The 24,760-nt window shown below is 39.6% G+C and carries 29 protein-coding genes; 2 read left to right on the top strand and 27 right to left on the bottom strand.

Annotated elements, in window-relative coordinates; translation table 11 throughout:
- The 13 genes from BLV53_RS08220 to BLV53_RS08160 form a co-directional block, all read right to left on the bottom strand.
- Complete coding sequence (locus BLV53_RS08220; RefSeq protein ID WP_090299739.1) at positions 1 to 708, bottom strand: ABC transporter ATP-binding protein; 708 nt, start codon at positions 706 to 708, stop codon at positions 1 to 3.
- Positions 709 to 733: 25 nt separating this feature from the next.
- Positions 734 to 1,348, bottom strand: a complete 615-nt coding sequence (locus tag BLV53_RS08215) for a TetR/AcrR family transcriptional regulator (protein WP_090299736.1) — start codon at positions 1,346 to 1,348, stop codon at positions 734 to 736.
- Positions 1,349 to 1,562: 214 nt separating this feature from the next.
- The gene (locus BLV53_RS08210) at positions 1,563 to 1,880 is read right to left on the bottom strand and encodes a type II toxin-antitoxin system RelE/ParE family toxin (RefSeq protein ID WP_090299734.1); all 318 of its coding nucleotides are present in this window, start codon (positions 1,878 to 1,880) and stop codon (positions 1,563 to 1,565) included.
- Positions 1,877 to 2,161 (bottom strand): type II toxin-antitoxin system Phd/YefM family antitoxin, encoded by a 285-nt coding sequence (locus tag BLV53_RS08205; RefSeq protein WP_035764954.1) that lies wholly within the window; start codon positions 2,159 to 2,161, stop codon positions 1,877 to 1,879. Before BLV53_RS08205 ends, BLV53_RS08210 begins: the two co-directional genes overlap by 4 nt.
- A 624-nt stretch (positions 2,162 to 2,785) precedes the next feature.
- The gene (gene lysS, locus BLV53_RS08200) at positions 2,786 to 4,813 is read right to left on the bottom strand and encodes a lysine--tRNA ligase (RefSeq protein ID WP_090299732.1); all 2,028 of its coding nucleotides are present in this window, start codon (positions 4,811 to 4,813) and stop codon (positions 2,786 to 2,788) included.
- A gap of 110 nt (positions 4,814 to 4,923) precedes the next feature.
- A complete protein-coding gene (locus tag BLV53_RS08195) occupies positions 4,924 to 6,309 on the bottom strand; it encodes an MATE family efflux transporter (RefSeq protein WP_090299730.1) in 1,386 nt (461 codons plus the stop codon).
- Positions 6,310 to 6,404: 95 nt separating this feature from the next.
- On the bottom strand, positions 6,405 to 6,884 hold the full coding sequence (gene greA, locus BLV53_RS08190; protein ID WP_090299728.1) for a transcription elongation factor GreA: 480 nt from the start codon (positions 6,882 to 6,884) through the stop codon (positions 6,405 to 6,407).
- A gap of 113 nt (positions 6,885 to 6,997) precedes the next feature.
- On the bottom strand, positions 6,998 to 7,981 hold the full coding sequence (dusB, locus tag BLV53_RS08185; RefSeq protein ID WP_090299726.1) for a tRNA dihydrouridine synthase DusB: 984 nt from the start codon (positions 7,979 to 7,981) through the stop codon (positions 6,998 to 7,000).
- Between the two features lie 14 nt (positions 7,982 to 7,995).
- Positions 7,996 to 8,766: a type III pantothenate kinase gene (locus BLV53_RS08180; RefSeq protein WP_090299724.1), complete on the bottom strand. Its 771-nt coding sequence runs from the start codon at positions 8,764 to 8,766 to the stop codon at positions 7,996 to 7,998.
- Between the two features lie 12 nt (positions 8,767 to 8,778).
- On the bottom strand, positions 8,779 to 9,105 hold the full coding sequence (locus BLV53_RS08175) for a DUF6145 family protein (RefSeq protein ID WP_090299723.1): 327 nt from the start codon (positions 9,103 to 9,105) through the stop codon (positions 8,779 to 8,781).
- A 16-nt stretch (positions 9,106 to 9,121) separates the two neighbouring features.
- The gene (locus tag BLV53_RS08170; protein ID WP_090299722.1) at positions 9,122 to 9,895 is read right to left on the bottom strand and encodes a biotin--[acetyl-CoA-carboxylase] ligase; all 774 of its coding nucleotides are present in this window, start codon (positions 9,893 to 9,895) and stop codon (positions 9,122 to 9,124) included.
- The gene (argF, locus tag BLV53_RS08165) at positions 9,888 to 10,880 is read right to left on the bottom strand and encodes an ornithine carbamoyltransferase (protein WP_090299721.1); all 993 of its coding nucleotides are present in this window, start codon (positions 10,878 to 10,880) and stop codon (positions 9,888 to 9,890) included. The genes BLV53_RS08170 and argF overlap by 8 nt, the downstream gene beginning before the upstream one ends.
- A 121-nt stretch (positions 10,881 to 11,001) precedes the next feature.
- On the bottom strand, positions 11,002 to 12,222 hold the full coding sequence (locus BLV53_RS08160; protein WP_090299718.1) for an SH3 domain-containing protein: 1,221 nt from the start codon (positions 12,220 to 12,222) through the stop codon (positions 11,002 to 11,004).
- Between the two features lie 180 nt (positions 12,223 to 12,402).
- On the opposite strand from BLV53_RS08160, the gene BLV53_RS08155 reads away from it, so the two are divergent.
- Positions 12,403 to 13,461 (top strand): undecaprenyldiphospho-muramoylpentapeptide beta-N-acetylglucosaminyltransferase, encoded by a 1,059-nt coding sequence (locus BLV53_RS08155; protein WP_090299716.1) that lies wholly within the window; start codon positions 12,403 to 12,405, stop codon positions 13,459 to 13,461.
- On the opposite strand, the gene BLV53_RS08150 is transcribed toward BLV53_RS08155, so the two are convergent.
- The 6 genes from BLV53_RS08150 to dapF are packed head-to-tail and all read right to left on the bottom strand — an operon-like array spanning position 13,450 to position 18,768.
- Entirely contained in the window at positions 13,450 to 13,863 is a 414-nt protein-coding gene (locus BLV53_RS08150; protein ID WP_090299714.1) for an HIT family protein, read from the bottom strand. The genes BLV53_RS08155 and BLV53_RS08150 overlap by 12 nt on opposite strands.
- A gap of 8 nt (positions 13,864 to 13,871) precedes the next feature.
- Positions 13,872 to 14,867, bottom strand: coding sequence for an SCP2 sterol-binding domain-containing protein (locus tag BLV53_RS08145; protein ID WP_090299713.1), 996 nt, complete (start codon positions 14,865 to 14,867; stop codon positions 13,872 to 13,874).
- 51 nt (positions 14,868 to 14,918) lie between these two features.
- Positions 14,919 to 15,578, bottom strand: coding sequence for a rhomboid family intramembrane serine protease (locus BLV53_RS08140; RefSeq protein WP_242879057.1), 660 nt, complete (start codon positions 15,576 to 15,578; stop codon positions 14,919 to 14,921).
- Between the two features lies 1 nt (position 15,579).
- Positions 15,580 to 16,473 (bottom strand): 4-hydroxy-tetrahydrodipicolinate synthase, encoded by an 894-nt coding sequence (gene dapA / locus BLV53_RS08135; RefSeq protein WP_090299711.1) that lies wholly within the window; start codon positions 16,471 to 16,473, stop codon positions 15,580 to 15,582.
- Entirely contained in the window at positions 16,460 to 17,932 is a 1,473-nt protein-coding gene (locus tag BLV53_RS08130) for a UDP-N-acetylmuramoyl-L-alanyl-D-glutamate--2,6-diaminopimelate ligase (RefSeq protein ID WP_090299709.1), read from the bottom strand. The genes dapA and BLV53_RS08130 overlap by 14 nt, the downstream gene beginning before the upstream one ends.
- A 2-nt stretch (positions 17,933 to 17,934) precedes the next feature.
- The gene (gene dapF / locus BLV53_RS08125) at positions 17,935 to 18,768 is read right to left on the bottom strand and encodes a diaminopimelate epimerase (protein WP_090299707.1); all 834 of its coding nucleotides are present in this window, start codon (positions 18,766 to 18,768) and stop codon (positions 17,935 to 17,937) included.
- 130 nt (positions 18,769 to 18,898) lie between these two features.
- On the opposite strand from dapF, the gene BLV53_RS08120 reads away from it, so the two are divergent.
- Entirely contained in the window at positions 18,899 to 19,756 is an 858-nt protein-coding gene (locus BLV53_RS08120) for an AraC family transcriptional regulator (RefSeq protein ID WP_090299704.1), read from the top strand.
- A 1-nt stretch (position 19,757) separates the two neighbouring features.
- Here BLV53_RS08120 and BLV53_RS08115 read toward each other — a convergent pair whose 3' ends face one another.
- From BLV53_RS08115 to BLV53_RS08080, 8 genes are all read right to left on the bottom strand, one after another.
- Complete coding sequence (locus tag BLV53_RS08115; protein ID WP_090299702.1) at positions 19,758 to 20,798, bottom strand: hypothetical protein; 1,041 nt, start codon at positions 20,796 to 20,798, stop codon at positions 19,758 to 19,760.
- Between the two features lie 151 nt (positions 20,799 to 20,949).
- Positions 20,950 to 22,089 carry a hypothetical protein gene (locus BLV53_RS08110; RefSeq protein ID WP_090299700.1) on the bottom strand — a complete coding sequence of 380 codons (1,140 nt, stop codon included), beginning with the start codon at positions 22,087 to 22,089 and terminating at the stop codon, positions 20,950 to 20,952.
- Between the two features lie 12 nt (positions 22,090 to 22,101).
- Positions 22,102 to 22,419 (bottom strand): zf-HC2 domain-containing protein, encoded by a 318-nt coding sequence (locus BLV53_RS08105; protein ID WP_090299698.1) that lies wholly within the window; start codon positions 22,417 to 22,419, stop codon positions 22,102 to 22,104.
- Positions 22,419 to 22,715 carry a zf-HC2 domain-containing protein gene (locus BLV53_RS08100; protein ID WP_090299695.1) on the bottom strand — a complete coding sequence of 99 codons (297 nt, stop codon included), beginning with the start codon at positions 22,713 to 22,715 and terminating at the stop codon, positions 22,419 to 22,421. The genes BLV53_RS08105 and BLV53_RS08100 overlap by 1 nt, the downstream gene beginning before the upstream one ends.
- Complete coding sequence (locus BLV53_RS08095) at positions 22,708 to 23,199, bottom strand: RNA polymerase sigma factor (protein WP_090299692.1); 492 nt, start codon at positions 23,197 to 23,199, stop codon at positions 22,708 to 22,710. Before BLV53_RS08095 ends, BLV53_RS08100 begins: the two co-directional genes overlap by 8 nt.
- Before the next feature lie 160 nt (positions 23,200 to 23,359).
- Positions 23,360 to 23,866, bottom strand: coding sequence for a QueT transporter family protein (locus BLV53_RS08090; protein WP_090299689.1), 507 nt, complete (start codon positions 23,864 to 23,866; stop codon positions 23,360 to 23,362).
- A gap of 264 nt (positions 23,867 to 24,130) precedes the next feature.
- A complete protein-coding gene (locus BLV53_RS08085; protein ID WP_207646226.1) occupies positions 24,131 to 24,487 on the bottom strand; it encodes a type II toxin-antitoxin system HicB family antitoxin in 357 nt (118 codons plus the stop codon).
- A 3-nt stretch (positions 24,488 to 24,490) separates the two neighbouring features.
- Positions 24,491 to 24,751 carry a HicA gene (locus tag BLV53_RS08080; protein ID WP_090299688.1) on the bottom strand — a complete coding sequence of 87 codons (261 nt, stop codon included), beginning with the start codon at positions 24,749 to 24,751 and terminating at the stop codon, positions 24,491 to 24,493.
- Positions 24,752 to 24,760: the final 9 nt, after the last annotated feature.

Here is a 24,760-nt window from a genome sequence, read left to right as displayed (position 1 = left end):
TTACCATTGAACCTCATCTATGTTTGCTGGTTTTTCATTTTCTTCCACACTCTTAATCTTTCCGTTTTTTACACGAATAACAACGTCTGCTATATCTGCAATAAGCGCATTGTGTGTAACGATGATAACCGTGTTATTGCCTCTTTCTTTTGTTGTCTGCTTCTTTAAAATCTTTAGAATCATTACACCAGTCTGAGAATCAAGGGCTCCTGTTGGTTCGTCACATAGTAACAACGCTGGATTTTTTGCGATAGCACGAGCGATAGACACACGCTGTTGTTCCCCACCTGACAACTGATTAGGGAACTTGTACATGTGCTCAGATAATCCAACATCCTCTAGTGCTTCGGTGGCATCCAAAGGATTTTTTACTATTTCATTAATCAGCTCCACATTTTCTTTTACTGTAAGAGACGGAAGAATATTGTAAAACTGGAAAATAAAACCTACCGATTCGGCTCTAAAATCACTTAGCTTATTTTCAGAGTAGCCTGTTATATTTTCGCCATTTACAATTACTTCTCCTTCGGTCGGGGTATCCATACCGCCAATCAAATTTAGTAGTGTAGATTTTCCTGCTCCTGAAGGACCTAGTATTACTACAAATTTGCCTTCCTCAATGTCTAAATCTACATGGTCTAAAGCTCGATATTCCTTCTCTCCCACGTTATAAACCTTTGATACATTTCTTAAAGATACTTTATTCACCTGTCTCCTCCTTAACTTCTTGGAATTACATAAGTACACATTCCAGCCAGCCCTTAACTAAAAAGAGCATAATTTTTCTAGTTCTTTTCTTTGCTTCATTAACATCCTCTTCGTGGGTAACTAAATGAATATATGCTTCCACATGTAAATGGGACAGCCAATGCACCATATATTTATCTACTTTTTTGCCTTCTTGTTTTGCATAAATTTCAGCAAGCTCTCCATATTCTTTTTCCAGCTGTGCAACAAATATATCTGGGGCTTTCTCCAATGAAGATCCTGCAGATTTTGTCAAAAGAATCAATGCTTCCTCGCGATGAGAATATAAAATATCTACGAGTTTATCTGCCAAACTGATTTCATGCTCAAAATCAGAATCAATTAAAAGATGATTGGTACTTTCTTTATCCTCTAAAATATGCCCAGCAACAGCCTCCTGTACCGGCAGCAACACTTGGTTTACAATCGCACAAAAAAGTTCATCTTTATCTTTGAAGAAAAAATAAATGGCTCCTGTAGTACATTCAGCTTTTGAACATATCCTTCTTAAAGAAGATTTTTCAAACCCGTACTCAGAAAACTCTTCTTTAGCTGCAGCAATGATTTTTGCTTTGGTTTCTTCCTTTTCCTTTGTTGACATATTTCCTCCCTAATAAAAAAGATAACGGCGTTATCTACATAACACTGTTATCTTATAACTTTTGGTTAGTCATGTCAAACCTATAGATAATAATTTTTTTCATAAAAAACATCTTAATAACGAAAAACAGAGCTAAACTATATGCCAATTTTCTTTCAAAAAGGGACGCTCAAAAATGAACGTCCCTACCAATCAACATGTATGTTATTCAGTTTTACAAACCTCTGATTATACTGAGGTAGTCCTGTCTATGGTCAACAACGGCATAGACCGTCACGACCTTATTTTTCTCATCAATCTTGTAAAACACGAGATCCATCTTTGTTATCAAGACCTTGTAGCCCTGCCTTCTAAGAACCGCATACTTTGGATCAACACCTATATAAGGATCATCTCCAAGCGACATGATATCTTTTTCAAGCTCATCGAGCTTTTCCAGAGCAACATCGTTGCCAAAGTTCTCTGCCACATAAAGAATGATCTTTCTGATGAGGGAATCTGCGGTATCAGTACGAATTATCTTGTATTTCAATTCAGTCCCTCCTTCAGGATACTCCTAAGGTCATCAAATGTATCCTGAATAGGCGCTACACGTCCATTCTTAACATCCTCATCTGCCTCTGCAAGAATTTCCAGCAACTCAAGCCTTGCCTTGATTCTCTTATACTCCTCATATGAAAGAGACACAGTATCGCCTCTGCCGTTTACAGTAATGATAACTGCCTCTTTCTCTTCCCTGCACTGCTTAGATATATCGTTATAATGATTTCTCAAATCAGCTGATGGTCTGATTGTCTCTTGTAATGCAAACATGATTGGCACCTCCTTGCTTATATAGACATATTATATCATAATATGTCTATGCTTTAAAGACATGTCATAACCCTTAAAATAGCAAAATCTCTCACGCTGCTATATTTATACTTATTAGATTTTTAAAAAATACTTTAATGCTTTTACTCTATATTGACTTATCCAATTCACTTGTTATAATAATTTTAGGCAAGAAATGAAATAAGAGTTTCAACAGTGAAGCAAAAAAGCTAGGAGCGGCAACTCCTAGCTTTTTCTATGCCGTTTTGGTCAAGGTGGCTTATGCCTTAGGCTCATTGTTCTGGGGCAATCAAAAGAAAAAGACCTTCTTCTCCATTGTTTTATCGTCATTAGCCATTTGAAACTCCTTGCTTCTCTTGTTCAATTTCCTAAAAACTAAAAATACCTATTTTAGCATGCTTCATTAGAAGAGAAGTCTACTTTCCCCTAAAAATTTAAAGCTCCTCATCATCATATCAGATGTTTCTCAACCTGTAATTGTGCAAGACTGCTTGCACAATTAATATGTCATATTCCTGAGTCTATTAGCTAATGCTTAATCATCTTTTTATTAAAAAAATCTCCTTGGATATTACTATCCAAGAAGATTTTTAATGCTCTTATTTAATATAGCTTCGCACCAGCTGGGATGTGGTTATCAATCATAAGAAGGTGAAGCTCTTCACCATCTGAATCCTTAAGGTTGTTTACTGCTGAAAGTAACATACCGCAAGACTCGATGCCCATCATCTTTCTTGGTGGAAGGTTTGTGATTGCTACAAGTGTCTTACCAACTAATTCCTCTGGCTCGTAGAACTCGTGAATTCCTGAAAGGATTGTTCTATCTGTGCCTGTTCCATCATCAAGTGTGAACTGAAGAAGCTTTTTAGACTTAGGTACTGCCTGGCAAGCCTTAACCTTTACTGCTCTAAAATCACTCTTTGAGAATGTGTCAAAATCAACCTGCTCCTCAAATAATGGCTCGATTGCTACATTTGAGAAATCAATGCTTGAATTTGGAGCGAAGAAACCGCTCTTGTCATCAGCAGCTGCAGCGCTCTTCTTTGGTGCATCAAGGCTCTTCATAGTAGGGAACAGGAGCACATCGCGGATTGCTTGGCTGTCTGTGAGAAGCATACACAAACGATCAAGTCCGTACCCAATTCCACCAGTAGGTGGCATTCCGATTTCGAGCGCATTTAAGAAGTCCTCATCTGTGTGCTCAGCCTCATCGTCACCAGCTTCTGCATTAGCATCCTGAGCAGCGAAACGCTCACGCTGATCGATTGGGTCATTAAGCTCTGAGTATGCGTTACACATTTCCCATGTATTGATGAAGAGCTCGAAACGCTCTACTCTTGTAGGGTCTGTAGGCTTTTTCTTTGTGAGAGGTGAAATCTCGATTGGATGATCTGTAATAAATGTAGGCTGAATAAGGTTCTCCTCGCAGAACTCCTCGAAGAAGAGGTTAAGGATATCACCCTTCTTGTGACGCTCTTCAAACTCTACGCCCTTTTCACGAGCGATAGCCTTTGCTGCCTCATCATCAGCAATAGTATCAAAATCAACGCCTGCAAACTTCTTTACAGCGTCTGTCATAGTCATTCTCTCGAAAGGCTTACCAAGGTCGATTTCGATTCCGTTGTAAGAAATCTTTGTAGAACCAACAACCTTTTCAGCAAGACGACGGAACATAGTCTCAGTGAGTTCCATCATGCCCTCGTAGTCTGTGTATGCCTGGTAAAGCTCCATAAGTGTGAACTCAGGATTATGACGAGTATCAACGCCCTCGTTACGGAATACACGACCGATTTCATAAACGCGCTCGAATCCACCTACGATAAGTCTCTTAAGGTAAAGCTCAAGAGAGATACGAAGCTTAACATCCTCATTAAGTGAGTTGTAATGTGTCTCAAATGGGCGAGCTGCTGCACCACCTGCATTTGAAACAAGAATAGGTGTCTCAACCTCCATGAAATCACGCTCTGCAAGGAAGTTGCGGATTTCCTTCATCATGAGTGAGCGCTTAACAAATACCTCACGTGAATCCTTGTTCATAACAAGGTCAACGTAACGCTGACGATATCTCATATCTGTATCTGTAAGTCCATGGAACTTCTCTGGAAGAATCTGAAGAGACTTTGACAGTAAAGTAAGCTCCTCAGCGTGGATAGAAATCTCACCAGTCTTTGTTCTGAAAGCCCAGCCCTTGATACCATAGATATCACCGATATCTGACTTCTTGAAATCTGCGTATGGCTCCTCGCCGATTGCATCTCTGGCAACATAAACCTGGATATCACCCTTGCGATCACGAATGTTGCAGAAGCTTGCCTTACCCATAACACGCTTGAACATCATACGTCCTGCGATGCTAACGTGGATTGGCTGTGCATCCATGATTGAGCGACGCTCATTGTAATCATCATTAACTGCCTGCTTTGCAGCCTCTTCATCCATGCCGTCAGTATTAACTGCTGCACGGCCTGCTAAAAGCTTTGACTCATGCTCCTCGTAAAGTGAGATGACCTCATCTGTGTGATGTGTCTGGTCAAACTTTGTAATCTGGAATGGGTCCTTACCTGCCTCCTGAAGTGCAGAAAGCTTTTCACGGCGAACCTTAAGTAACTGGTTAATATCCTGTTCTGCCATATTTACTCCTTATCTATTTAAACTATTATTTTACTTGTTCTTAAACTACTAAATTATAGCTAGGGTTACAATGCATGTCAAGGTGTGAAGCCTTATGAAAAAGGGCTTTCTTAAACCATCTGAACCAGCCATACATCACTTTTTACCATGAAATATCCCAATATATTTTTTATAAGCTCTGTTCCCTGAACAAAGAAATATACCGCAACAATGCCAAGTGGTGAATAATGTGCCAGCACAAATGCAAGCGGAGCCATAATAACCCATGTAAACACTGAGTCAAACAGGAATGTAACAAGTGTCTTTCCTCCTGAACGCAGTGTGAAATATGAGCAGTGACTGAATGAACAAAATGGCATCCAAATAGCTGCCACTGCAATAAATCGTGTTGCAAGATGTCTTATCTCAGGGTCAACATTGTAAATTCTTGGGAACAGGCCTCCGATTGCAAACATGATTATTGCCATGATGGTGCAGCAAAATACGCTGAAGGCAATCATCTTATTGTCTGCATCCTTGGCCTCTTCAAGCTCTCCGGCGCCTAAGTACTGACCTACTATGATGCTGATACAAGCACCAAGTTGGATAAATACGATGTTAAACAAATTTCCAACAGTATTTGAAATGCTTAATGCTGTCAGCACGTTCATGCCACGCACTGAATAACTCTGTGTTACAGCGCTAACACCGGCAGCCCAAAGCACCTCGTTTACCATAAGTGGTGCACCCTTTATCATAATCTGTCTGAATATGTCCTTTGGAAGACCAAATCCCAGATATGCACCCTCAAGATATCTATTCAAGGATCTATGTGTATGAGCCCATACCACTACTATTGCGCACTCGATATATCTGGCGATTACTGTTGCAAGGGCTGCTCCTTGTACCCCAAGCTTTGGGAAGAAAACAAATCCAAAAATTAGGCAGTAGTCAAGCACTGCATTGGTTGCAACGGCCACCATACCGGCAATCATAGGAATAACTGTTTGACCTGTTTCTTTAATATTTGTTGCATAGGCCTGATTTACAGCAAATGGTATAAGTCCCACTAGAATGATGCTTAGGTATTCCATACCAAGAGATAATGCAAGCTCTGGCGATGCCCCCTCACTTTCTGTAAGGAACAGAGAGATAAGATTACTACCCTGGGCCATAAACAAAATTATTCCTAGGATTGTGGCAAGCAATGTAGCATACAGCTTGAAACGGAATGTATACATGTGCCCCTTGTGGTCGCCTTTGCCGAAATACTGGGCACCGTAAATACTGCCTGCTGAAGCTGCGCCAAATATAGCCAGTGAAAATACAAAATTTAGCTGGTTTACTGTGGCAACTGCAGAGATAGCTTCCTGGCCCAACTGACCTACCATAAGGTTGTCTAAAAAGCTTACAAAATTTGTAATGGCCTGTTGGATAATCATAGGCGTAGCAAGGAAAATATATCTTCTATAAAACGCCTTGTCACCAATGTATTTTTTCTTTAATTTTGCTAGCATTATGTCCCTCCTTTGGATGAAATAAAAGTGAATATCAATAAACAAAAATACGCCGCAACCCAACACCGGATTGCGACGTATTATTATCCTACGTATTACTTAGACTTATTTGCCTCAAGAATCTTGTACTGGAATTCACCTGCTTCTGTCTCTACTGTGACTGTTTCGCCGGCCTTGTGTCCAATGATAGCCTTGCCTACTGGTGATTCGTTTGAGATTTTGCCCTTGAGACTGTTTGCCTCTGTAGAACCAACGATTTTATATTCAACTTCCTCGTCGAACTCTACGTCAAGAAGCTTAACTGTCCAACCGATGTTAATGTTCTTTGTGTCGTGTTCGTCTGTAACAACTTCAGCGTTCTTAAGGATTTTCTCGATTTCTTCGATACGAGCCTCGATATCGCGCTGTTCGTCCTTTGCAGCATCGTACTCAGCGTTTTCTGAAAGGTCACCCTGCTCTCTGGCTTCCTTAATCTTCTGAGATACTTCTTTACGTTTATTAACCTTGAGATCCTCAAGTTCGTCCTCTAATATTTTAAGTCCTTCAGCGGTAAGTAAATTCTTCTTTGCTTCCATAAAATTTTCCTTTCATTCGGATTTATTGTTATTGATTTTCCCTTAAAAATAAAGGCAAAACTTCTTGTAATTCTCTGTAACTTTAGTGATTATAAGCCACCATATTATTGATGTCAAGAATTCCCATAATGGTTCATAAATTCTTCAAATAAATTCTCTAAATCCTCGTAGCTTTCCACATTATTGATGGCACCACGTAGCTTGCTGGCGCCCTTGTAGCCTGCTGTGTACCAGGCTGCATGCTTACGCATTTCACGAATTCCCAGATAGTCTCCTTTGAATTCTATCTGTAGCTTGGCATGACGAAGCATGGTTTTAACCATCTCTTCCATAGGTGGTTTTCCTATCAGTTCACCAGTCTCAAAATAGTGGAGAATCTGATGGAATATCCATGGATTTCCCTGGGCACCTCTGCCTATCATGAATCCATCGCAACCTGTCTGCTCCTTCATGGCGATTACGTCCTTAGCATCAAGAATATCACCATTTCCAATAACTGGTATGGACACCGCCTGCTTTACATCTGCAATGATGCTCCAGTCAGCCTTCCCTGAATAGTACTGCTCTCTGGTACGGCCATGAACCGCAACAGCAGCTGCACCTGACTCCTGAGCCACATGGGCCATCTCTACTGCATTAATATGTTCATCGTCAAAACCCTTTCGAATTTTAACCGTTACCGGTTTTTCAGTGGCTTTAACCATACTCTCTATAATCTGTCCCGCAAGAACAGGATTTTTCATGAGAGCTGAACCATCTCCGTTATTTACCACCTTTGGCACCGGGCAGCCCATATTGATATCTAATATGTCAAAATTTCTATGCTGGATTTTTGCAGCCATGGCCCCCATGATTTCAGGGTCTGAGCCAAACAGCTGCAGGCTTACAGGACGCTCTCTTTCGTCTACTGTGAGCAAACTTTCAGTATTTTTGTTATTATAATAAATCCCTTTGGCACTGACCATCTCCATGCAGCATAGGGCTGCCCCCTGCTCCTTGCATAGCAAACGAAATGGCAGGTCTGTTACGCCTGCCATTGGTGCCAAAATTAAATTATTGTCTAATGTTACATTTCCAATTGTTAATTTTTCAATCATGTATATATTTCTAATTATCTCTTTTGCTTATCGTAAATAAACTTCATACCATAAAGTGTAAGGTTAGGATTGTAGATGTCGATACACTTTGTCTCACTGGCGATAAGATTGCCAAGACCTCCTGTAGCTACAACCTTTACATTCTCATAACCGCTTTCCTTTATCATGTGGCTGACAATGTATTCAGTCTGTCCAATCTGTCCGTACACAAGACCTGCCTGCATAGAAGAAATGGTTTCCTTTGCAAGGATTTTCTCAGGCTTTTTGATTTCTATTTCAGGAAGCTTTGCAGCATCTTCCCAAAGTGCGCGAGCACTGATACGAATTCCAGGGGCTGTTACACCTGAAACAAATGCGCCCTTTTCGTCCACCAAATCGTATGTAGTAGCAGTTCCAAAATCAAGAACTAAAACAGGGCCACCGTAGAGCTCATAAGCACCTGCTGCATCTACGATTCTGTCTGCACCTATCTGCTTTGGATTCTCTGTAGCAATTCTGATACCTGTCTTGATGCCCGCCTCAACGATAATAGGCTGAATATCAAAATATTTGATGATTGAGCTTGTCAGTGAGTGCATAACATTTGGTACTACAGATGCGATAATAACATCTTCAATCTTTGAATAGTCCAAATTGTTAGAGCTAAGAATTTCACGAATAACTATACCAAATTCATCTGATGTACGATTTATTTTGGTTGTGAAACGAAATGAGCCAAGTAATTCCTCGCCATCGAACACACCCATTGTGATATTTGTATTTCCAACGTCTATTGTAAGTAACATGATTATTCCTTTCTATTCAAAGGTCTCGCCTAAGAACACAACCTTGTAATATGTTTCAAGCGCCTCAAATAATTCTGTACGCTCTCTTTGCATTCTCTTTACCTCAAGGGCAGAGCCGATTTCATCGTACAATAGGTCATCCTCGTTGTGGTCCACCTGAATTCTAAGTGCACCATCCTCCTCGTATATAAGCTGGATAGTACCGCTGACCTCTTCGGTGTACATGACACACATGATTTTCAGCTCATCCTTTACCATTGGAGGGAGGCCCTCAAAATCTGGATTTAAATAGTATTTTTTAGTGTAGCAGCTTGCGCCGCATAATGTTACCTCTTCCATTTTCCTACCTATCTAATTAAACGTAACCGTATATTCCTCTCACCGAAACCTCTCCGGTGCGTATGATTTGTCTATTTCCATCCACTTCAACTATCAGCTCACCATGATTGTTGATGCCGATAGCTTTAGCTTCATAGGAGTTTTCCTGAGCTTCTATTCTAACACGTTCGCCACGATTAGCAAGGTTTCTTTCATATTCTTCCTTAAGTCCTGTCAAATCTGCTGTCTCAAGGAAGATATTGTAATACTCTCTAAAGTTCTCCCAGATGGCTGTAGTAATGGCTTTTCTGCTGCTTTTTTCGTTTCTTCCAAGCTTTTTTAGCTCTAAATCTACAGATGTGGCTTTGTATGCAATCTCCTCTGGAAAACCAGCATTATGGACGTTCACCCCTATTCCGCAGGTTACGAACCACACCTTGCCGTCCTTCATTTCCATTTCGGTGAGGATACCGCATATTTTTTTGCCATCTAAGACAATATCATTTGGCCATTTAATCATAGGCTTCAGGCCACAGGTCTTTTCCAAGGCACTTCTTACCGCCATTGCTGCTATTATGGTGATAGTGGCAACAGCTTCTAGGTTTATCTCCTCTGGTTTTAAAAGAATAGATGTAGAAATGGAATCCTGTGTTGGGGATTCCCATTTTCTACCTATTCGTCCCTTTCCAGCTGTCTGAGTACCTGCAGAAATGATTAGTCCCTGGCCTGCTCCATCATGCGCTCTTACTTTTATTCTGTCGTTGGTTGAATCTACTGATTCATAGTATTCAAAGTCTAGTTCTTTAAGCATTTCCCAATGTTGCGTACATAACTGCCTTTATTGAATGCATACGATTCTCTGCCTCATCAAAGACAATAGAACGCTCACTTTCAAATATTTCATCGGTAACTTCCATGCAGTCGATACCGAATTTTTCGTATATTTCTTTACCAATGGTTGTATTTAGGTCGTGGAATGCAGGTAGACAGTGCATAAACTTTGCACCCTCCTTTGCATAAGAAAATGCCTTTGCATTTACCTGATATGGGCTTAATTCTTCAATACGCTCTGCCCAAACCTCGTCAGGCTCGCCCATTGAAACCCATACGTCTGTGTAGATAACATCTGCATCCTTGCAGCCTTCTGCCACATCCTCTGTGAGAGTGATGGTAGCTCCTGTCTGACTTGCGATTTCCTGGCACTGCTTTACAAGGCCTTCCTCAGGGAAGTAATTTTTATTGGTGCAGGCTACAAAATCCATTCCAAGCTTTGCACATGTAACCATTAGTGAATTACCCATATTATAGCGGGCATCGCCCATATATACAAATTTTATTCCCTGTAATTTTCCAAAATGTTCCTTTATGGTCATCATATCTGCAATCATCTGTGTAGGATGTGACTCGTTTGTAAGACCGTTCCATACTGGCACGCCTGAATATTTAGCTAAGTCTTCCACCTTTGTCTGCTCAAAACCACGGTACTCAATACCATCAAACATGCGGCCTAATACACGAGCTGTATCTGCCATTGATTCTTTTTTACCAATCTGAGAGCCTGATGGATCCAGATATGTTACACAAACTCCCATATCATAGGCAGCTACCTCAAAGGAACAACGGGTGCGGGTAGATGTTTTTTCGAAAATCAGGGCAATGTTTTTTCCTGACATATAGTCCTTTTGTGACTTTCCCTGCTTCTTTTCTTCCTTTAATTTCAGAGATAAATCGATTAAATAATTAATCTCTTCTGGTGTAAAATCAAGCATCTTTAAAAAATTCTTACCTTTTAACATAACGCACCTCCATCGTTCTTATGTATAAATATTCATTAGTTGTGATTTATTATGCATCATAACACAAAAGAGCTCTTGGGTAAAGACCAAGAGCTCGTATATTTTTGAATAATATTAACAATTAGTAGAATACGTGGTTACCAATGATGTAGCCTGACTTGGAACCTGCACGTCTAAAGTGGGTAAGTCCTCCTGTAGGATCTACACCTGCCATGGCCTCCTGTGCTGCCTGCACGCATGAAGCCTTTGGACCATTTGCCACAACTGATGACATACGGGATGTAGAGAACTGCCCCTTCTGGAAGATAACTCCCTCGATAGAGTTGGCATATGAACCGCTTACAACTCTGTTCATTACAACTGCACCTACAGCAACCTGTCCCTCGTATAACTCACTGCCGGCCTCAATCTGGATGATTGCTGCAAGAAGTGTAAGGTCATCAGCTGATGCAATAACAGACTGCTTTGCAGATGCTGTCTGCGCTGCTGCAGCTTTAGCGGCCTCTTTCTGTGCTGCCTGCTCTGCAGCTTTCTTGGCTGCGGCTTCTTCAGCTGCCCTTATGGCCTCAGCCTCTTCCTCAAGTGTGATTGCTTCGCCTGTAGCCAAATCTACTTGAACATAATCAGCCTTAACGTAGCCTTTTTTGCCGTCGTATTTAACAGCTACCCAGCCTTCTACTTCCTCGGCTTCTGTGTCTACCTCAAGCTTTGTTCCCTTTGAAACAGCTGTGACGATTTTAGCATCCTCTGATGCCTCATCTCTGACACGAAGACCATTAACATCTATAGTTGCATATGTGTCGCACACATCAAGTGCAAGCTCATATGCCTCAATTCCTGTAACACAATAATCAGCTGATACATATCCGTGAGCATTTCCAGACTCAATCTCGTACCAACCATCGAAAACATCTACGAGTGTAGCCATATCGCCCTTGCGAAGCTTTGCTACCACCTCAGATGCTATATCTGCCTCTGCGCGAACATAGAGGAAATCATCAACATCAGCTACTATTTTGTCAGCCCATTCGTCGTAGATGTCTGCTTTATCTGGATCTACCTGGTCTGAAGTAGCTGCAACTACTGTAACATCTGCAGATGCAAAATCAAAATTAGATGAACTTACGCTGAGATCCATAGCTGACACCGCAGCAAATACACCTGCCGTGCTGGCTGGTTTTGGAGAAACATCTACAGTTAATTTAGTAGGCTGGTCGATATAAGCCCCTGTAATCAAAAGAGCTGTAGAAAGCGCAAGCGCCACTGACTGCTTGGTACGCTTGTTTATTTTTTTACGATAATGTGTGTACATTGCAGAAAGATTATTGCTTAATTTGTTCATAAGCCTCCACTTTTTTACGAAATATGTTTAAATATTACGAAGTTGTTACGTGACATAATATAACACTTCTGGCCCTAAATGTCAAATTTTCGCCATTTGACATTTAAAAATGTCTTGATATTATAGAATTTGTAGCCAATTACTGGTTATGAAAATATAAACATTTTGAGGATTAAATATATGAAAAAAATAGTTATGACTGGTGGTGGAACTGCCGGACATGTTACTCCTAATCTGGCATTAGTTCCTCTATTAAAGAAGGCCGGTTACGAAATTTCCTACATCGGTTCTTACAATGGCATCGAGAAAAAGCTTGTAGAAGACGCTGGAATCACTTACTACGGCATTTCTTCCGGAAAACTTAGACGCTATCACGACTGGAAGAATTTCACTGACCCATTCCGTGTAATCAAGGGCTTTTCTGAGGCAAATCAGCTGCTAAAGCACATTCAGCCAGATGTGGTATTTTCTAAAGGTGGATTTGTTTCTGTGCCAGTTGTTATGGCGGCTGGACGTCAGCATATTCCTGCCATCATTCACGAGTCAGATATGACACCTGGTCTTGCAAACAAGCTTGCCATTCCTTTTGCTACAAAGGTTTGCTGCAATTTCCCTGAGACTATGCAGTATCTTCCTGAGGGCAAGGCTGTCCACACAGGCTCTCCTATCCGTCAGGAACTTTTCAGCGGCTCTAGAGAGGCTGGACTTTCATTCTGTGGATTTGCTGAGGACAAGCCGGTTCTTCTTATTATGGGCGGCAGCATCGGTTCTCGTTTCATTAATAATGCAGTTTGGGAGTCCCTTGACGAATTGCTCAAGACTTTCCAGATTGTGCACCTTGTGGGCAAGGGAAATATCAACAAAGACATTAAAGAAAAGGCCGGTTATCAACAATATGAGTTCATTAGTGAACAGCTCAATGATATTTTTGCTATGACAGATATCATGATTAGCCGCGCCGGTGCTAACTCAATCAGCGAGATTCTTGCTCTTAAGATTCCAAATATCCTGATTCCATTATCTGCTGCTGCAAGTAGAGGTGACCAGATATTAAATGCCAACAGCTACGAAAAGCAGGGCTTTTCCACTGTTTTACAGGAAGAGACTCTTACTTCCGAGCTTTTACTTTCAAGCATTCAGGATGTTTTCTCTCGCAGAGATGCGATTAAAGAAAAAATGGCATCCAGCAATCTACTGGACGCCAATAAGGTCATTATGGATTTGATATTACAAGCTTAATTTTTCAACAAGCTCCTTAGCATCTGCTTCTTTAAGCTCCTGTGGCTTCCAAGCACACATAGCTTTGTCATCACCCTCATAACGAGGTATCACATGGATATGAAAATGGTGAACTGTCTGTCCGGCAGCTTCACCATTATTTTGTACCAGGTTAATTCCTGCGCAGCCCAGCTTATCCATCATGTTCTTTGCGATTTTCTTTGCCAGAGGAAGTGCTTTAGCAGCTGTCTCCTCATCAATCTCAAAAAGATTTGCGAAATGATTTTTTGGTAAAATAAGTGCATGTCCTTTTGTTGCAGGGCCTGCGTCTAAAATCACTTTGAAATCATCATCCTCATATATAAAATTTGTTGGAATATCTCCATTTGCAAGCTTACAAAAAATACATTTTTCGTCCTTCATGTTTCCTCCTATGCGCTGAAAGTTAATAATTCGTCTAGCATTCTAAGGGTTCTGAAATTGCCCTTTGCTGTCATATCTCCTACGGAAAATGCTCTCTGGAAGGTCTCACGGCCCGCCACAATATTGTCCATGATGCTTGATGAAAGTTTCATGTAAACATCAATATTTTCTTCCTTTCCATAGTGGCAATCCATTTCGTTGCCTGTAATTCCAAGAAACAGAGGTTTTTCTTTGCCCTCAATCATAAAAAGATATTTAGCGGAAAATTCTGAATTTCCCTTGAAATTCTCCTTGAAATCCTTTATATATTCGCCACCACTGTCTTCTTTATTTTTTCCAAGCATGTCCTTAAACAGGCTGGTTAAATCCGCAATATCTGCTTTCTGAGTCTGAACATACTCCTCGTCAGAAACAAATTTGGAAAGCTGCTCTGTCTCCTGTGGAGAAAGATCAAGCTGCTGCGTGCGAAGAATGCTGCGGGTTACGGCCTGATTACTAGTAGGAAGACCCTTTGTGTGCTGTGAAATGGTGCGGTAAAGTGTCTCAACCTTTTTTTCAATAATGTGAGCATAATCTGCATTTTCGCGGAATTCCTTCACATCTTCCACATAGCCGCAAAAGCCTGAGCAAGGCAATCCACCCAAGATTTCCCAGGCATTTTCAAGAGTAACCATAGCCTCTCTCTCGCCGTAGGTAGTGGACATAACTACAGGCTGCATGTAAGTAGAGGCAAGTGCTGTTTTGTCCGCATAAAGCCAGCAAGCGTCCAGAAACTGGTTCATATATCCGCCTATTCCCAGCCATTCAACTGTGGTGGCAAGGATGATACCATCCGCATCCTTCAAAGTCTGTGGCAACATGGAAATGGCGTTTTTCTGCTCAAAAATTTTATACAGATTCACCTCAACCTGAAGCTCTGTAAGTACCTGCTGCATTTTTCCTATTACATAAAGTGTTGGGTCCTCTAGAAGTCCACGTCCCCCATAGTAAATGTTTACCTTCATAAAATTACCCCTCTTTATCAACATTGGTTACTTAAAAGTATAGAGATTTTTCTACTCAAAATCAACGGAACTGTTGGTTTTACCTTTTTCTATCACATGTTTTAACGCTGTAGGTATGCCGTAAGTGATGATTGTAAAAATAATTCCAGCTACCAGGCCTCCCAAATGGCCAACATTATCGGTGCCAGCTGTGGTAAATCCAAAATAAAGAGTTAGAAGAGCCATGAATATCATTCTTTTGGTGCTTATGCCACTATATTTCCCTTTGTTGAAAATGACCACAATTATCATTCCGCCTATTATTCCAAATATAGCCCCTGATGCTCCGGCCACAATATCGTTTTTTCCCATTAAACACATATAAAAGAATGACAAAAAGGAACCAGCTAAGCCTGACCCCAAATATATTCCTAAATACCTGGTTGCTCCTACTGCTCTCTCAAAAATCTGCCCCAGCAGAAACAGCAGAAGCATATTATTTGCCAGATGATTAATTCCAAAATGCATGAACATGCAGGTAAAAAGTCTGTACCATTCATGCCTATATAAAACAAACGATGGATTCATCGCGCCGTTTAGCAGCATAAATTCTCCATCGTTTGTGTTCCCCATCAGTTCCAGCACAATAAAGACAATTATATTAATTGCCACCAAAATAAATGTAACTGGTCCGTTCTGAGGTTTTATAAAATCACTATTTCTACTTTTCACGCTATGCAAGCATTTCCTGTGGCATTCGGCTGAGCAGCTGGCTCATTGCCACTTTATGCTTATCCTCCATCTCTGTAAGAGGAAGTCTTAGGCTTCCTACATTAAATCCTAACATATTCATAGTGGATTTAACAGGGATTGGATTAACCTCGCAGAAAAGGGCATCTACAAGCTCAAGATAGTCAAGCTGAAGCTTGCGGGCTTTTCCCTCTTCTCCGTTTAAATACGACATAACCATGTCGTGAGTTCCCTTTGGCGCAACATTGGAAAGTACTGAAATTACACCGATTCCTCCAAGAGAAAGGATAGGAACTATCTGGTCATCGTTTCCTGCATAGATATCAAGACAGCCTCTTACCAGGCTTGCAAGCTTTGTAATCTGAGAAATGTTTCCACTAGCTTCCTTGATACCCACGATATTTTTATTTTCAAGGCCAAGCTTCATGGCTGTTTCCGGTAAAATGTTGCAACCTGTGCGAGATGGCACATTGTACATGATGATAGGTAGGTCGATAGCCTTGGCAATGGTGGTGTAGTGCTCGTATAAGCCCTGCTGTGTGGCCTTATTGTAAAATGGTGTAACTATAAGAAGTCCATCTACACCAAGAGCCTCAAGCTTCTTTGAGAAATCGATAACAAGTCTTGTTGAATTGGCACCTGCACCTGCAATTACAGGGATGCGGTGATTTACTCTTTTTACTGTGTATTCGATAACAGAAAGTTTTTCTTCTTCTGTCATTGTAGCAGGCTCACCTGTGGTGCCGCACACAATGATAGCATCTGTGCCCCCCTCAATCTGTCTGTCAATAAGAGTTCCAAGCATGTCATAATTTACGGTCTCATCTTCATTGAATGGAGTAATAAGTGCTACTCCTGCACCCTTAAATAATGTCATTGCCGTTCTCCTCCATAACTTCTGCGATAAGCTCACGCTCATCCATGTGATGCTTTACACCCTTTATTTCCTGATAATCCTCGTGTCCCTTACCAGCGAAAACTATGATATCTCCCTCTTTTGCATTTACAAGACAATATCTGATAGCTTCCTTGCGGTCTGGAACTGTAACATATTCGCCGTCAGCCTTTTTCACACCAATTAAAATATCGCTAATGATATCCATAGGCTCCTCGTTACGTGGGTTATCAGATGTAACAACTGTTAAATCTGCAAGCTTTGAGCTAACCTCGCCCATTTCATAGCGGCGGCTCTTTGCTCTGTTTCCACCACAGCCAAACATGCACACAAGTCTGCCTGGCTCGTAAGCCTTGAGTGTAGTAAGAAGGCTTTCAAGTGCCATTGCATTATGTGCATAGTCAATCATTACTGTAAATTTATTTGATACAGGAATAAGCTCGATACGTCCCTTTACATGAACATCCTTAAGGGCAGCCTTAATTTTGTCCTCAGCAACGTCAAACTGCTTGCAAATAGCCACTGCAGTAAGAGAATTGTATACAGAAAATGTTCCTGGGACGTTTACCTCTACATCCATGTTTTCCTTGCCAGAAATATGGTATTTAACACCTAATGCGCCATTTTCATTGAGAAGCTCTACATTTTCAGCGATAAGGTCATTATCCTTGCCATAACCGTATTTAATTACTTCACAAGTGTGACCCTTTAAGATGCCTTCAATATGCTCGCTGTCTCCATTGAAGATACCTGTCTTGCACTGTTGGAATAAAAGGCTCTTGCAGTGCATATAATCTTCAAAGTCCTTGTGCTCGTTTTCACCAATATGATCTGGCTCAAGGTTTGTAAATACTCCAATATCAAAGGTGAAGCCTGACACTCTGTGAAGCATCAACGCCTGTGAGCTAACTTCCATAACTACTGCATCAAGTCCAGCATCAACCATCTGTGCAAAAAGCTCCTGAACTCGGTATGACTCTGGAGTAGTGTTGACAGCAGGGATGCGCTCCTCGCCTACGATAGACTCAATTGTTCCAATGAGACCTGTCTTGATACCAGCTTTTTCAAGGATGGATTTAACCATGTAGGTTGTAGTAGTCTTGCCCTTTGTACCTGTGATACCGATGGTCTTAAGCTTTTTAGCTGGATGACCAAAGTATGCAGCTGATGTGTATGCAAGTGCCTGGCGGCTGTTAGCCACCTTAATGTATGTCACTCCCTCTACGGGCTCAACATCCTTTTCGATGATGATTGTTCCTGCGCCTTTTTCGATTACATCTGGGATGAAATCATGTGCATCTCTTACTGTACCTGAGATGCAAACAAACACGCTATCCTTCTCTACCTTTCTAGAGTCGTATACCAATGTGGAAATTTCTTTATCAAGATCTCCTGCATATAATTCATAATCTAATTCTTCTAAAAGAGTTGTTAATTTCATTTTTAAACCTCTATTTCTCCTTCAAATACCTCAGTTGCTGGTCCTGTCATGAACACATGATTTGTCGCGCGGTCATATTCAATAGTCAAATCTCCGCCCCTAAGGTGTACAAGGACTTTATCTTCTGTCTTTTTATTTAAAATAGACGCCATAACACAGGCACATGTGCCTGTTCCGCAAGCCCAGGTCTCAGCACTTCCGCGCTCCCAAACTCGCATGTTGGCTTCTGTTCTGGAAATTATCTGAACGAACTCTGTGTTGGTTCTCTTTGGAAATCTTTCATGATTTTCAAAAAGTGGACCATATTTTTCAAGCTCAAAATGCTCTGTATCATTCACAAAAACAACAGCGTGTGGATTTCCCATAGAAACGCAGGTCATGTTCCAAGTCTTGCCGCCTACTTCGATTGGTTCATCTATAACCTTGTCACCCTCGGCTACTACTGGAATCTCTGTTGGTGTAAGGATTGGCTCACCCATATCCACTCGCACCTGCTGCACCTTACCATTTTCTGGATAAAGAATTAGTGTAAGCACTCCGGCTCCTGTTTCTACAGTAATTTCTGTATTATCTGTAAGATGATGATCATACACGTATTTGGCAACGCATCTGATACCATTTCCACACATCTCAGCCTCTGAGCCGTCTGCGTTATATATTCTCATTCTAAAATCTGCTTTTTCTGATGGACCAATTGTAATCAAGCCATCTGAGCCAATTCCAAAATGTCTGTCGCTTACCTTAATTGAAACTGATGCTGGGTCATCCAACTTTTCCTCAAAAAGATTTACGTAAACATAATCATTTCCACAGCCGTGCATTTTTGTAAATTTCATAGTTGTCCTTTCGAATCTAATCGACAGTTCTTTTATCTTAATTTGAGTATACACCGCACTTTCTAATGATATAATGTCAGTTAGTGTTTAAAATATTGCAAATAGTGCTTTTAGCAATTATCATATACATATGAGCGAATACAACAAAAAGGGTTATCTTTATTCAAACTTCAAAATCTTTCATTTGTCAGATTCGAATCTTGGTGAAATTGATTTCCATTATCACGATTTCCACAAGGTTTTAATTCACCTGTCAGGAAATACTTCCTATTCCATAGAAGGTCAGAATTTCGATTTACAGGCAAATGACATTGTGTTTGTTAATGCGGGCGAAGTTCACCGCCCAATCTTTCACGATAATTCCACTTATGAGCGAATCATTATCTATATATCTAAGGAATTTCTGGCTGAATACGCTAAGGATGAAAATGATTTATCTTACTGCTTTAGAAATGCAATGGAAAAAAACTCTCATGTTTTGCGACTTCGCTCTTTTAAAAGTTCACCGGTGGCTGCATCTGTAAATGCTTTGATAAGTAACCTAGGCAAAAATGCTTACGCAAATGAACTTTTTATGCAGGTGCTTTTTTTAGAGTTTATGGTTCAGCTGAATCGGGCAGCCATCAGCGACGAAGTAGAATATATCTCCACCAGCTACTCAGGCACAAAGATTAATTCTATTATTCAATATATCAATGAGAATTTAACCTCAGATCTGTCTGTGGATATTTTGGCCGCCAAATTCTTCTTGTCACGCTATTACCTTATGCACACCTTCAAAGATGAGACCGGCTACACAATAGGAAACTACATCACCATGAAGCGCCTTTCTGCAGCCCAGGCTCTCATTGACGCGGGAGCCCCAATTGTGGATGCCAGCGAGCAGGCAGGCTTTGGAACCTACTCCACCTTCCTGAGGGCATACAAAAAGACCTATGGCACCAGCCCTCGTAAAAAGGCTGAGTCACAGGCCTCGCTGTCATTTTAAACTAAATATGATTCTGTACAAATTCTTTAAAATATGGTAGCGCAAAATTTAATCTTCCATAAGAAGCATCTGTTGTAGTAAGAATTCCAGAATGAATCAATGTATTTTGATATGTGGAAAACATGTTTGAATCCATTTTAAGCTTATCTCTGACAGCTTTAACTGTTGTCCCATCTTCTAAAGATGCGATGGCTTTTGCAACATTTTGCTCTCCTGGAGATAATTCCTCCCAAATCTTTTCATAAGAGCATTCCTCAAGATTTGTTTCATATTCAAACAATATATCTTTATCTACTGTTGTCTTCTTTTCTGCATAAAGAAAGTATCCAAGTATTTGGAATGCGTATGAGTATCCTGCCGTGAGTTTCGCAATTTCAAATGAGGCAGCTTCATCAATTTTAAATATTTCCTCATACTGCTTTGCTACTCTCCTAATGTTTAGAGCACCTAATAAAATCTTAGGAGCCCTCTTTAGAAATGTCTGTGAACGATTATTCTGCAATGCTCTAATATTTTTGTATAACCCTGTCATTAAAACAAACACAGGTAATTTTTCTCTTAAGCAGTGCTGATAATATGTTGTAAACTCCCTAACATTCTGAGAATTTATAACCTCATCTATAGTAATTAAAACTTTTATATTTTTCTTTGCCAATGTCTCAAGCATGTTGTCAATATCTAACTGAATATCTGAATATTTTTCCTCTTTATCAACTGATACAGATACTCCCTTAATAGACACCTCAAACTTGATTTTTGGAAATTTACCTTGAGTTTTTTTATACAGATTTGCAGCCAAAGAATTCAACATATCTTTTTCAACACTCAAATCCACATGAAGCCAATCATCTTGTTTGGCTAATTCATGTGAAACCGATGTCATAAGTACTGTTTTTCCGGATCCTCTCGCACCAAGTATTAAATACATATGGGTTGATGGTACACTTGAATTAAAAGTACTGATTATATTGTTCTGTTCTGCATGTCTAGGTATATATAAATTAGGCTCTGTTCCAAAATCTAAGCTAAAAGGATTATTCATAACCCGCCTCCTCGTATTACAACTTATTACATGTTTTGAATCATCTTATAACTTATTACAGGTTTGTCTTTATCTTATAACTTATTACAGGTTTTGGCAACAAAAAACTCAGCCCTCGTAAAAAGGCTGAGCCACAGGCCTCGCTGTCATTTTAATTTACTGCCAAATAATCCTCGTACAGGCTCAATTCCTGCTCTTTTGGATAGGCTATTAAAACATATATTATCTTGTTGTTAGGTTTGTCCATAAGAGCATATTCATGAATATCTGCTTTATCAGTTTCCTCCATAATATCCTCTGGAAGACCCGTTATTGCCCCTGCTCGCAAAACATAAGCTGGATAGTTATAGTTTGAATCATCATATGTGGCGCACATATACTCTTCATCTTTTAATCTGTCTTCTTCTATCTTATAATCGCCCTGAGAGTATACAGCTTCTAAAACTACAAGTACTTTTTCATTATCACTTCTATATACAAATGAACCATCTTTTAGATTACTTATATCATCTGGGAAAATCGCTAGTCCAGAAATACCATCACACGCATTTTGCAGTTCCACTATATTGTAAGCGCTCAATCCATGAACAGCGCTATTTCCTTTATGCAATGGAACCTCATATATGTTATAGGCTTTGCTATCCTCATACGTTGTATTCATATGACTACCATTTTCTAGCGTCAAACTTTCCTCATAATCGGAAGGTAGATATTCCTTTGGAATCTTTTTTAGGTTTTTCTCAGATGATTTATATGCTACATAAATATATGCAATACTATTATCACCTAAATCTAGCGCATACTCATAAGAATAATCATTGTGATCAATTGCTATATAGGCTGGATAATTAAATCTATCCGTGTTGTCTTTTTTCAGTGTCTTTTTTCTATCATCATACTTAGTGTAGGTTTTCTCTAGTGTGCTAAGCCTTTCTATCTCGCTTTCGTATTCGCCATCGCTATACTGACATTTTAAATACACTTCGTAAGTAGGGTCATCCCAAGTGTCCTGAAAAGAATTATAAAATTCTGGCTTTGTTTCCTGTTCAAATGCACTTTCAGGAATCTCCTTAGGAAAAGTTATGAATTCTGTTCTAGCCTTTCCATATTCACGTGTAAGATTCTCTTCCATTGTCTGCTCATATTTTTCAACGTTCTTTGTTACCTTTGGTGGACCTCCGAAAAAGAACAATAAAATAAATATGAAGATAACAGCTATCACTGTAATTAGACCAATAATCAATCCACCTATGATACCAATTGCAATTTTTGTGCCCTTCTTCTGTAACATTTCCTGCTCCTTTTAACTGTTCATTGATATAACCATTACCCATAGAATAAACAGCAGCAACGCCATTATTGGTATTCCTGCTCCTATAACCATACCAATTACATAATGCTTATATCTCTTAATTCCCTTTATAAAAGCTGCTTCGTTTTTCTCTGTCTGGGCTTTTCCCTCATCCAGCTGATGCTGTAATTCACTAAGTTTTTTTCTGCATGATTCACAGCTATCCAAATGAATTTGCACCGCCTCATTAACTCCTTCAGACAGTATTTCATCCATATATGAAGGCAGCAAATCTTCTATTATTTTGCACGAAATATTTTTCTTTTCCATTAAATCACCCCGTTTACCATTATGTAGGTGAAAACTACTAATCCAATTATCACAACAACTAGATAACCTAAAACTATTAACATCATTTTTCCTATGCTGTTAATTCTGAATTTTTTCTGATAAGGCATAGGCTGATTCTCAATACTCACCTCATCAATCATTGCCTCGTACAGTTTTCTGCATTCCTCACAGCTTTTAAAATGCTCTTCAATAAACTTATTAGTTTCAATAGATGTTTTCTTATCGACATAACCTGGAAGAAGATCATTAACTAATTCACATTCAAATTTACTCATAGCTATTCATCTCCTTTCCTATTTTTGCCTTTCCTCGATAAAAGGTTACTCGCGCCCAGTTTTCTGTTTTATCCAACAGCTCACCTATTTCCTTGAATGACATTTCACCAGTCAATCTAAATAGCATTACATCCTTTGTCAGGCTATCAAGTTTTTCTATACTTTCGTATAAAGCTCTATTAGTTTCTTCTCTGATGTACATTTCTTCCACCAGCTCACCTGCTGAAATATTCATCACCTCATCCAGCGGTACCTGCTTGTATTTATTTGATTTATCCAGATACTGCCAGAACGTATACTTTGCAATCTGACAAAGCCATGTCGAAACCTTACAATCACCTCGGAACCCATCGATATTTTTAATTGCTCTGTAAAATGTATCCTGTGTCAAATCCTCGGCTAAATCTCTGTTTCCATTAGCAAGGGTAAGAAGGTAGCCTAACACAAGCGGATAGTATTCTTCACATATTTTCTTTATATTCAAGCTGTGGCTTCCTCCTTTCTTACTCACTTTTTTGATTCTACAATATTAGTCTACTTTTTTCTGTATTCGTTACATTTTTTTTAATTATTTTTATAGAAAAAAAGCCTGTGATTCATCTTGCTAAAAAGATAATCACAGACCTTTTATTAATTGCTAGTTTTTAGTTGTCCTGTTCAAATATTGCTTTTTTATTTTTTGCTAAAGCTAATTTTAGGATAAATCCTAAGATACATACACTAATCACTTCACCAACTCCTACTGTAACTACTAAAAACCAATACGCATCCTCTACCTTGTACGCGTACTGCAAAACAAATGGAACTATTGCCATGTTTGCGATTACTGGTGGCAGAGTAAATATGAACTTTGTCTTTCTAAGATAATAAGTTCCTACTGCGCCAAGAAGTGTTGCAATACTTCCAAAAATAATGTCCCATATTACACAGCCATTGATAATATTGGAAATCAAACATCCAACAAATAATCCTGGGATTGCAGCTGTGGTAAACACTGGAAGAACGCAAAGCGCCTCGGAAAATCTCACTTGAATGGCTCCGTTAGCCAAACCTAAGGTGTTGGCCACCCATGTTAGTACCACATAAAGGGCTGCAATCATGGCTGCTTGGGTTATAAATAACGCCTTATTTTTTCCATTTTTGTTACCCATGTTAATTAAATACTCCAATCTATTAAACTTTTATGCCTAAAAACAGCTACTCGACTTAGTCGATGTAGCTGCTCTTTAAATACTCTATAAAAGTCATTACTGTACCGTTTTCGCTGTCAAATAATTCTTTGAAAATATTCATGGTAAAACCTCCTATAGCCTGTTTTCCATTTTATACCTATAGAATACCACGATTTTCAGAAAAAACCACTGACGCTGTGTATAAATTATACAATTATATTGTTGTGATTTTATTCACTTTGTCTATATTCCTGCTCTTTTCTTATTTACCAAGAACATTTCCATAGCCATAGTCACCACCTGATTTAGAGTAAATCCATTCTCTGCCGCATACTCTGCTGCCTCTTCATGTATTGTAGGGGTAGTCCTTACATTAAATGTACCTGAGTACTCCTTTTCAGGAATTTTTCCATATTTCTCGCACACTTCTAAATAATTATCTATTGAGTCATGAAAAGACTTCTCTAATTCTTCAATTGATCTTCCATGGAAATTTAAGGAATCTTTAATTCCAAAAACCTGCCCAACAAAAATATTATCCCGACTATCATAGCCTATGGTTGCCCGATACCCTTTATATTTCATCATATCTGATTTCATAAGCTACTCCTTTTCTCCAATATCTTTAATAAATTTTTTAATCATATCAATCTGATATTTGTATAATTCATTTCCGGGATGAGGACCATCAAATTGAAGCTGTCTCCCTGTAATAATATGATAGTATCCAATTCCAGACCCTCTACCACCTTGATATTTCTCACAGTTACATTTGCTCATAAGAGCATCTAATTCTCTGGTTGTAAAGTTTTTTGGATATGGTTTTCTATATAGCTTTTCTATTAAATCCTTCTTTTTTGGCATTTGAAAACT

This window comes from Pseudobutyrivibrio sp. ACV-2, assembly GCF_900107545.1.
Lineage (GTDB): Bacteria > Bacillota > Clostridia > Lachnospirales > Lachnospiraceae > Pseudobutyrivibrio.
This window is presented reverse-complemented; position numbering and strand designations above follow the sequence as displayed.

Excerpts from the sequence above, each read along its gene's own strand:
- BLV53_RS08180 (WP_090299724.1), bottom strand. The coding sequence starts at position 8,766 with ATGTTACTTACAATAGACGTTGGAAATACAAATATCACAATGGGTGTG.
- BLV53_RS08175 (WP_090299723.1), bottom strand. The coding sequence starts at position 9,105 with ATGGAAGAGGTAACATTATGCGGCGCAAGCTGCTACACTAAAAAATAC.
- BLV53_RS08215 (WP_090299736.1), bottom strand. The coding sequence starts at position 1,348 with ATGTCAACAAAGGAAAAGGAAGAAACCAAAGCAAAAATCATTGCTGCA.
- BLV53_RS08105 (WP_090299698.1), bottom strand. The coding sequence starts at position 22,419 with ATGGAAAAGAAAAATATTTCGTGCAAAATAATAGAAGATTTGCTGCCT.
- BLV53_RS08085 (WP_207646226.1), bottom strand. The coding sequence starts at position 24,487 with ATGAAATCAGATATGATGAAATATAAAGGGTATCGGGCAACCATAGGC.
- BLV53_RS08155 (WP_090299716.1), top strand. The coding sequence starts at position 12,403 with ATGAAAAAAATAGTTATGACTGGTGGTGGAACTGCCGGACATGTTACT.
- BLV53_RS08080 (WP_090299688.1), bottom strand. The coding sequence starts at position 24,751 with ATGCCAAAAAAGAAGGATTTAATAGAAAAGCTATATAGAAAACCATAT.
- BLV53_RS08160 (WP_090299718.1), bottom strand. The coding sequence starts at position 12,222 with ATGAACAAATTAAGCAATAATCTTTCTGCAATGTACACACATTATCGT.
- greA (WP_090299728.1), bottom strand. The coding sequence starts at position 6,884 with ATGGAAGCAAAGAAGAATTTACTTACCGCTGAAGGACTTAAAATATTA.
- BLV53_RS08110 (WP_090299700.1), bottom strand. The coding sequence starts at position 22,089 with ATGTTACAGAAGAAGGGCACAAAAATTGCAATTGGTATCATAGGTGGA.
- BLV53_RS08145 (WP_090299713.1), bottom strand. The coding sequence starts at position 14,867 with ATGAAGGTAAACATTTACTATGGGGGACGTGGACTTCTAGAGGACCCA.
- dusB (WP_090299726.1), bottom strand. The coding sequence starts at position 7,981 with ATGATTGAAAAATTAACAATTGGAAATGTAACATTAGACAATAATTTA.
- BLV53_RS08090 (WP_090299689.1), bottom strand. The coding sequence starts at position 23,866 with ATGGGTAACAAAAATGGAAAAAATAAGGCGTTATTTATAACCCAAGCA.
- BLV53_RS08170 (WP_090299722.1), bottom strand. The coding sequence starts at position 9,895 with ATGCTTAAAGAACTAGACTTTGAATACTATGAATCAGTAGATTCAACC.
- BLV53_RS08150 (WP_090299714.1), bottom strand. The coding sequence starts at position 13,863 with ATGAAGGACGAAAAATGTATTTTTTGTAAGCTTGCAAATGGAGATATT.
- lysS (WP_090299732.1), bottom strand. The coding sequence starts at position 4,813 with ATGGCAGAACAGGATATTAACCAGTTACTTAAGGTTCGCCGTGAAAAG.
- dapF (WP_090299707.1), bottom strand. The coding sequence starts at position 18,768 with ATGAAATTTACAAAAATGCACGGCTGTGGAAATGATTATGTTTACGTA.
- BLV53_RS08195 (WP_090299730.1), bottom strand. The coding sequence starts at position 6,309 with ATGCTAGCAAAATTAAAGAAAAAATACATTGGTGACAAGGCGTTTTAT.
- BLV53_RS08100 (WP_090299695.1), bottom strand. The coding sequence starts at position 22,715 with ATGAGTAAATTTGAATGTGAATTAGTTAATGATCTTCTTCCAGGTTAT.
- BLV53_RS08130 (WP_090299709.1), bottom strand. The coding sequence starts at position 17,932 with ATGAAATTAACAACTCTTTTAGAAGAATTAGATTATGAATTATATGCA.
- dapA (WP_090299711.1), bottom strand. The coding sequence starts at position 16,473 with ATGACATTATTTAAGGGTGCAGGAGTAGCACTTATTACTCCATTCAAT.
- BLV53_RS08120 (WP_090299704.1), top strand. The coding sequence starts at position 18,899 with ATGAGCGAATACAACAAAAAGGGTTATCTTTATTCAAACTTCAAAATC.
- BLV53_RS08115 (WP_090299702.1), bottom strand. The coding sequence starts at position 20,798 with ATGAATAATCCTTTTAGCTTAGATTTTGGAACAGAGCCTAATTTATAT.
- BLV53_RS08205 (WP_035764954.1), bottom strand. The coding sequence starts at position 2,161 with ATGTTTGCATTACAAGAGACAATCAGACCATCAGCTGATTTGAGAAAT.
- argF (WP_090299721.1), bottom strand. The coding sequence starts at position 10,880 with ATGTTAAAAGGTAAGAATTTTTTAAAGATGCTTGATTTTACACCAGAA.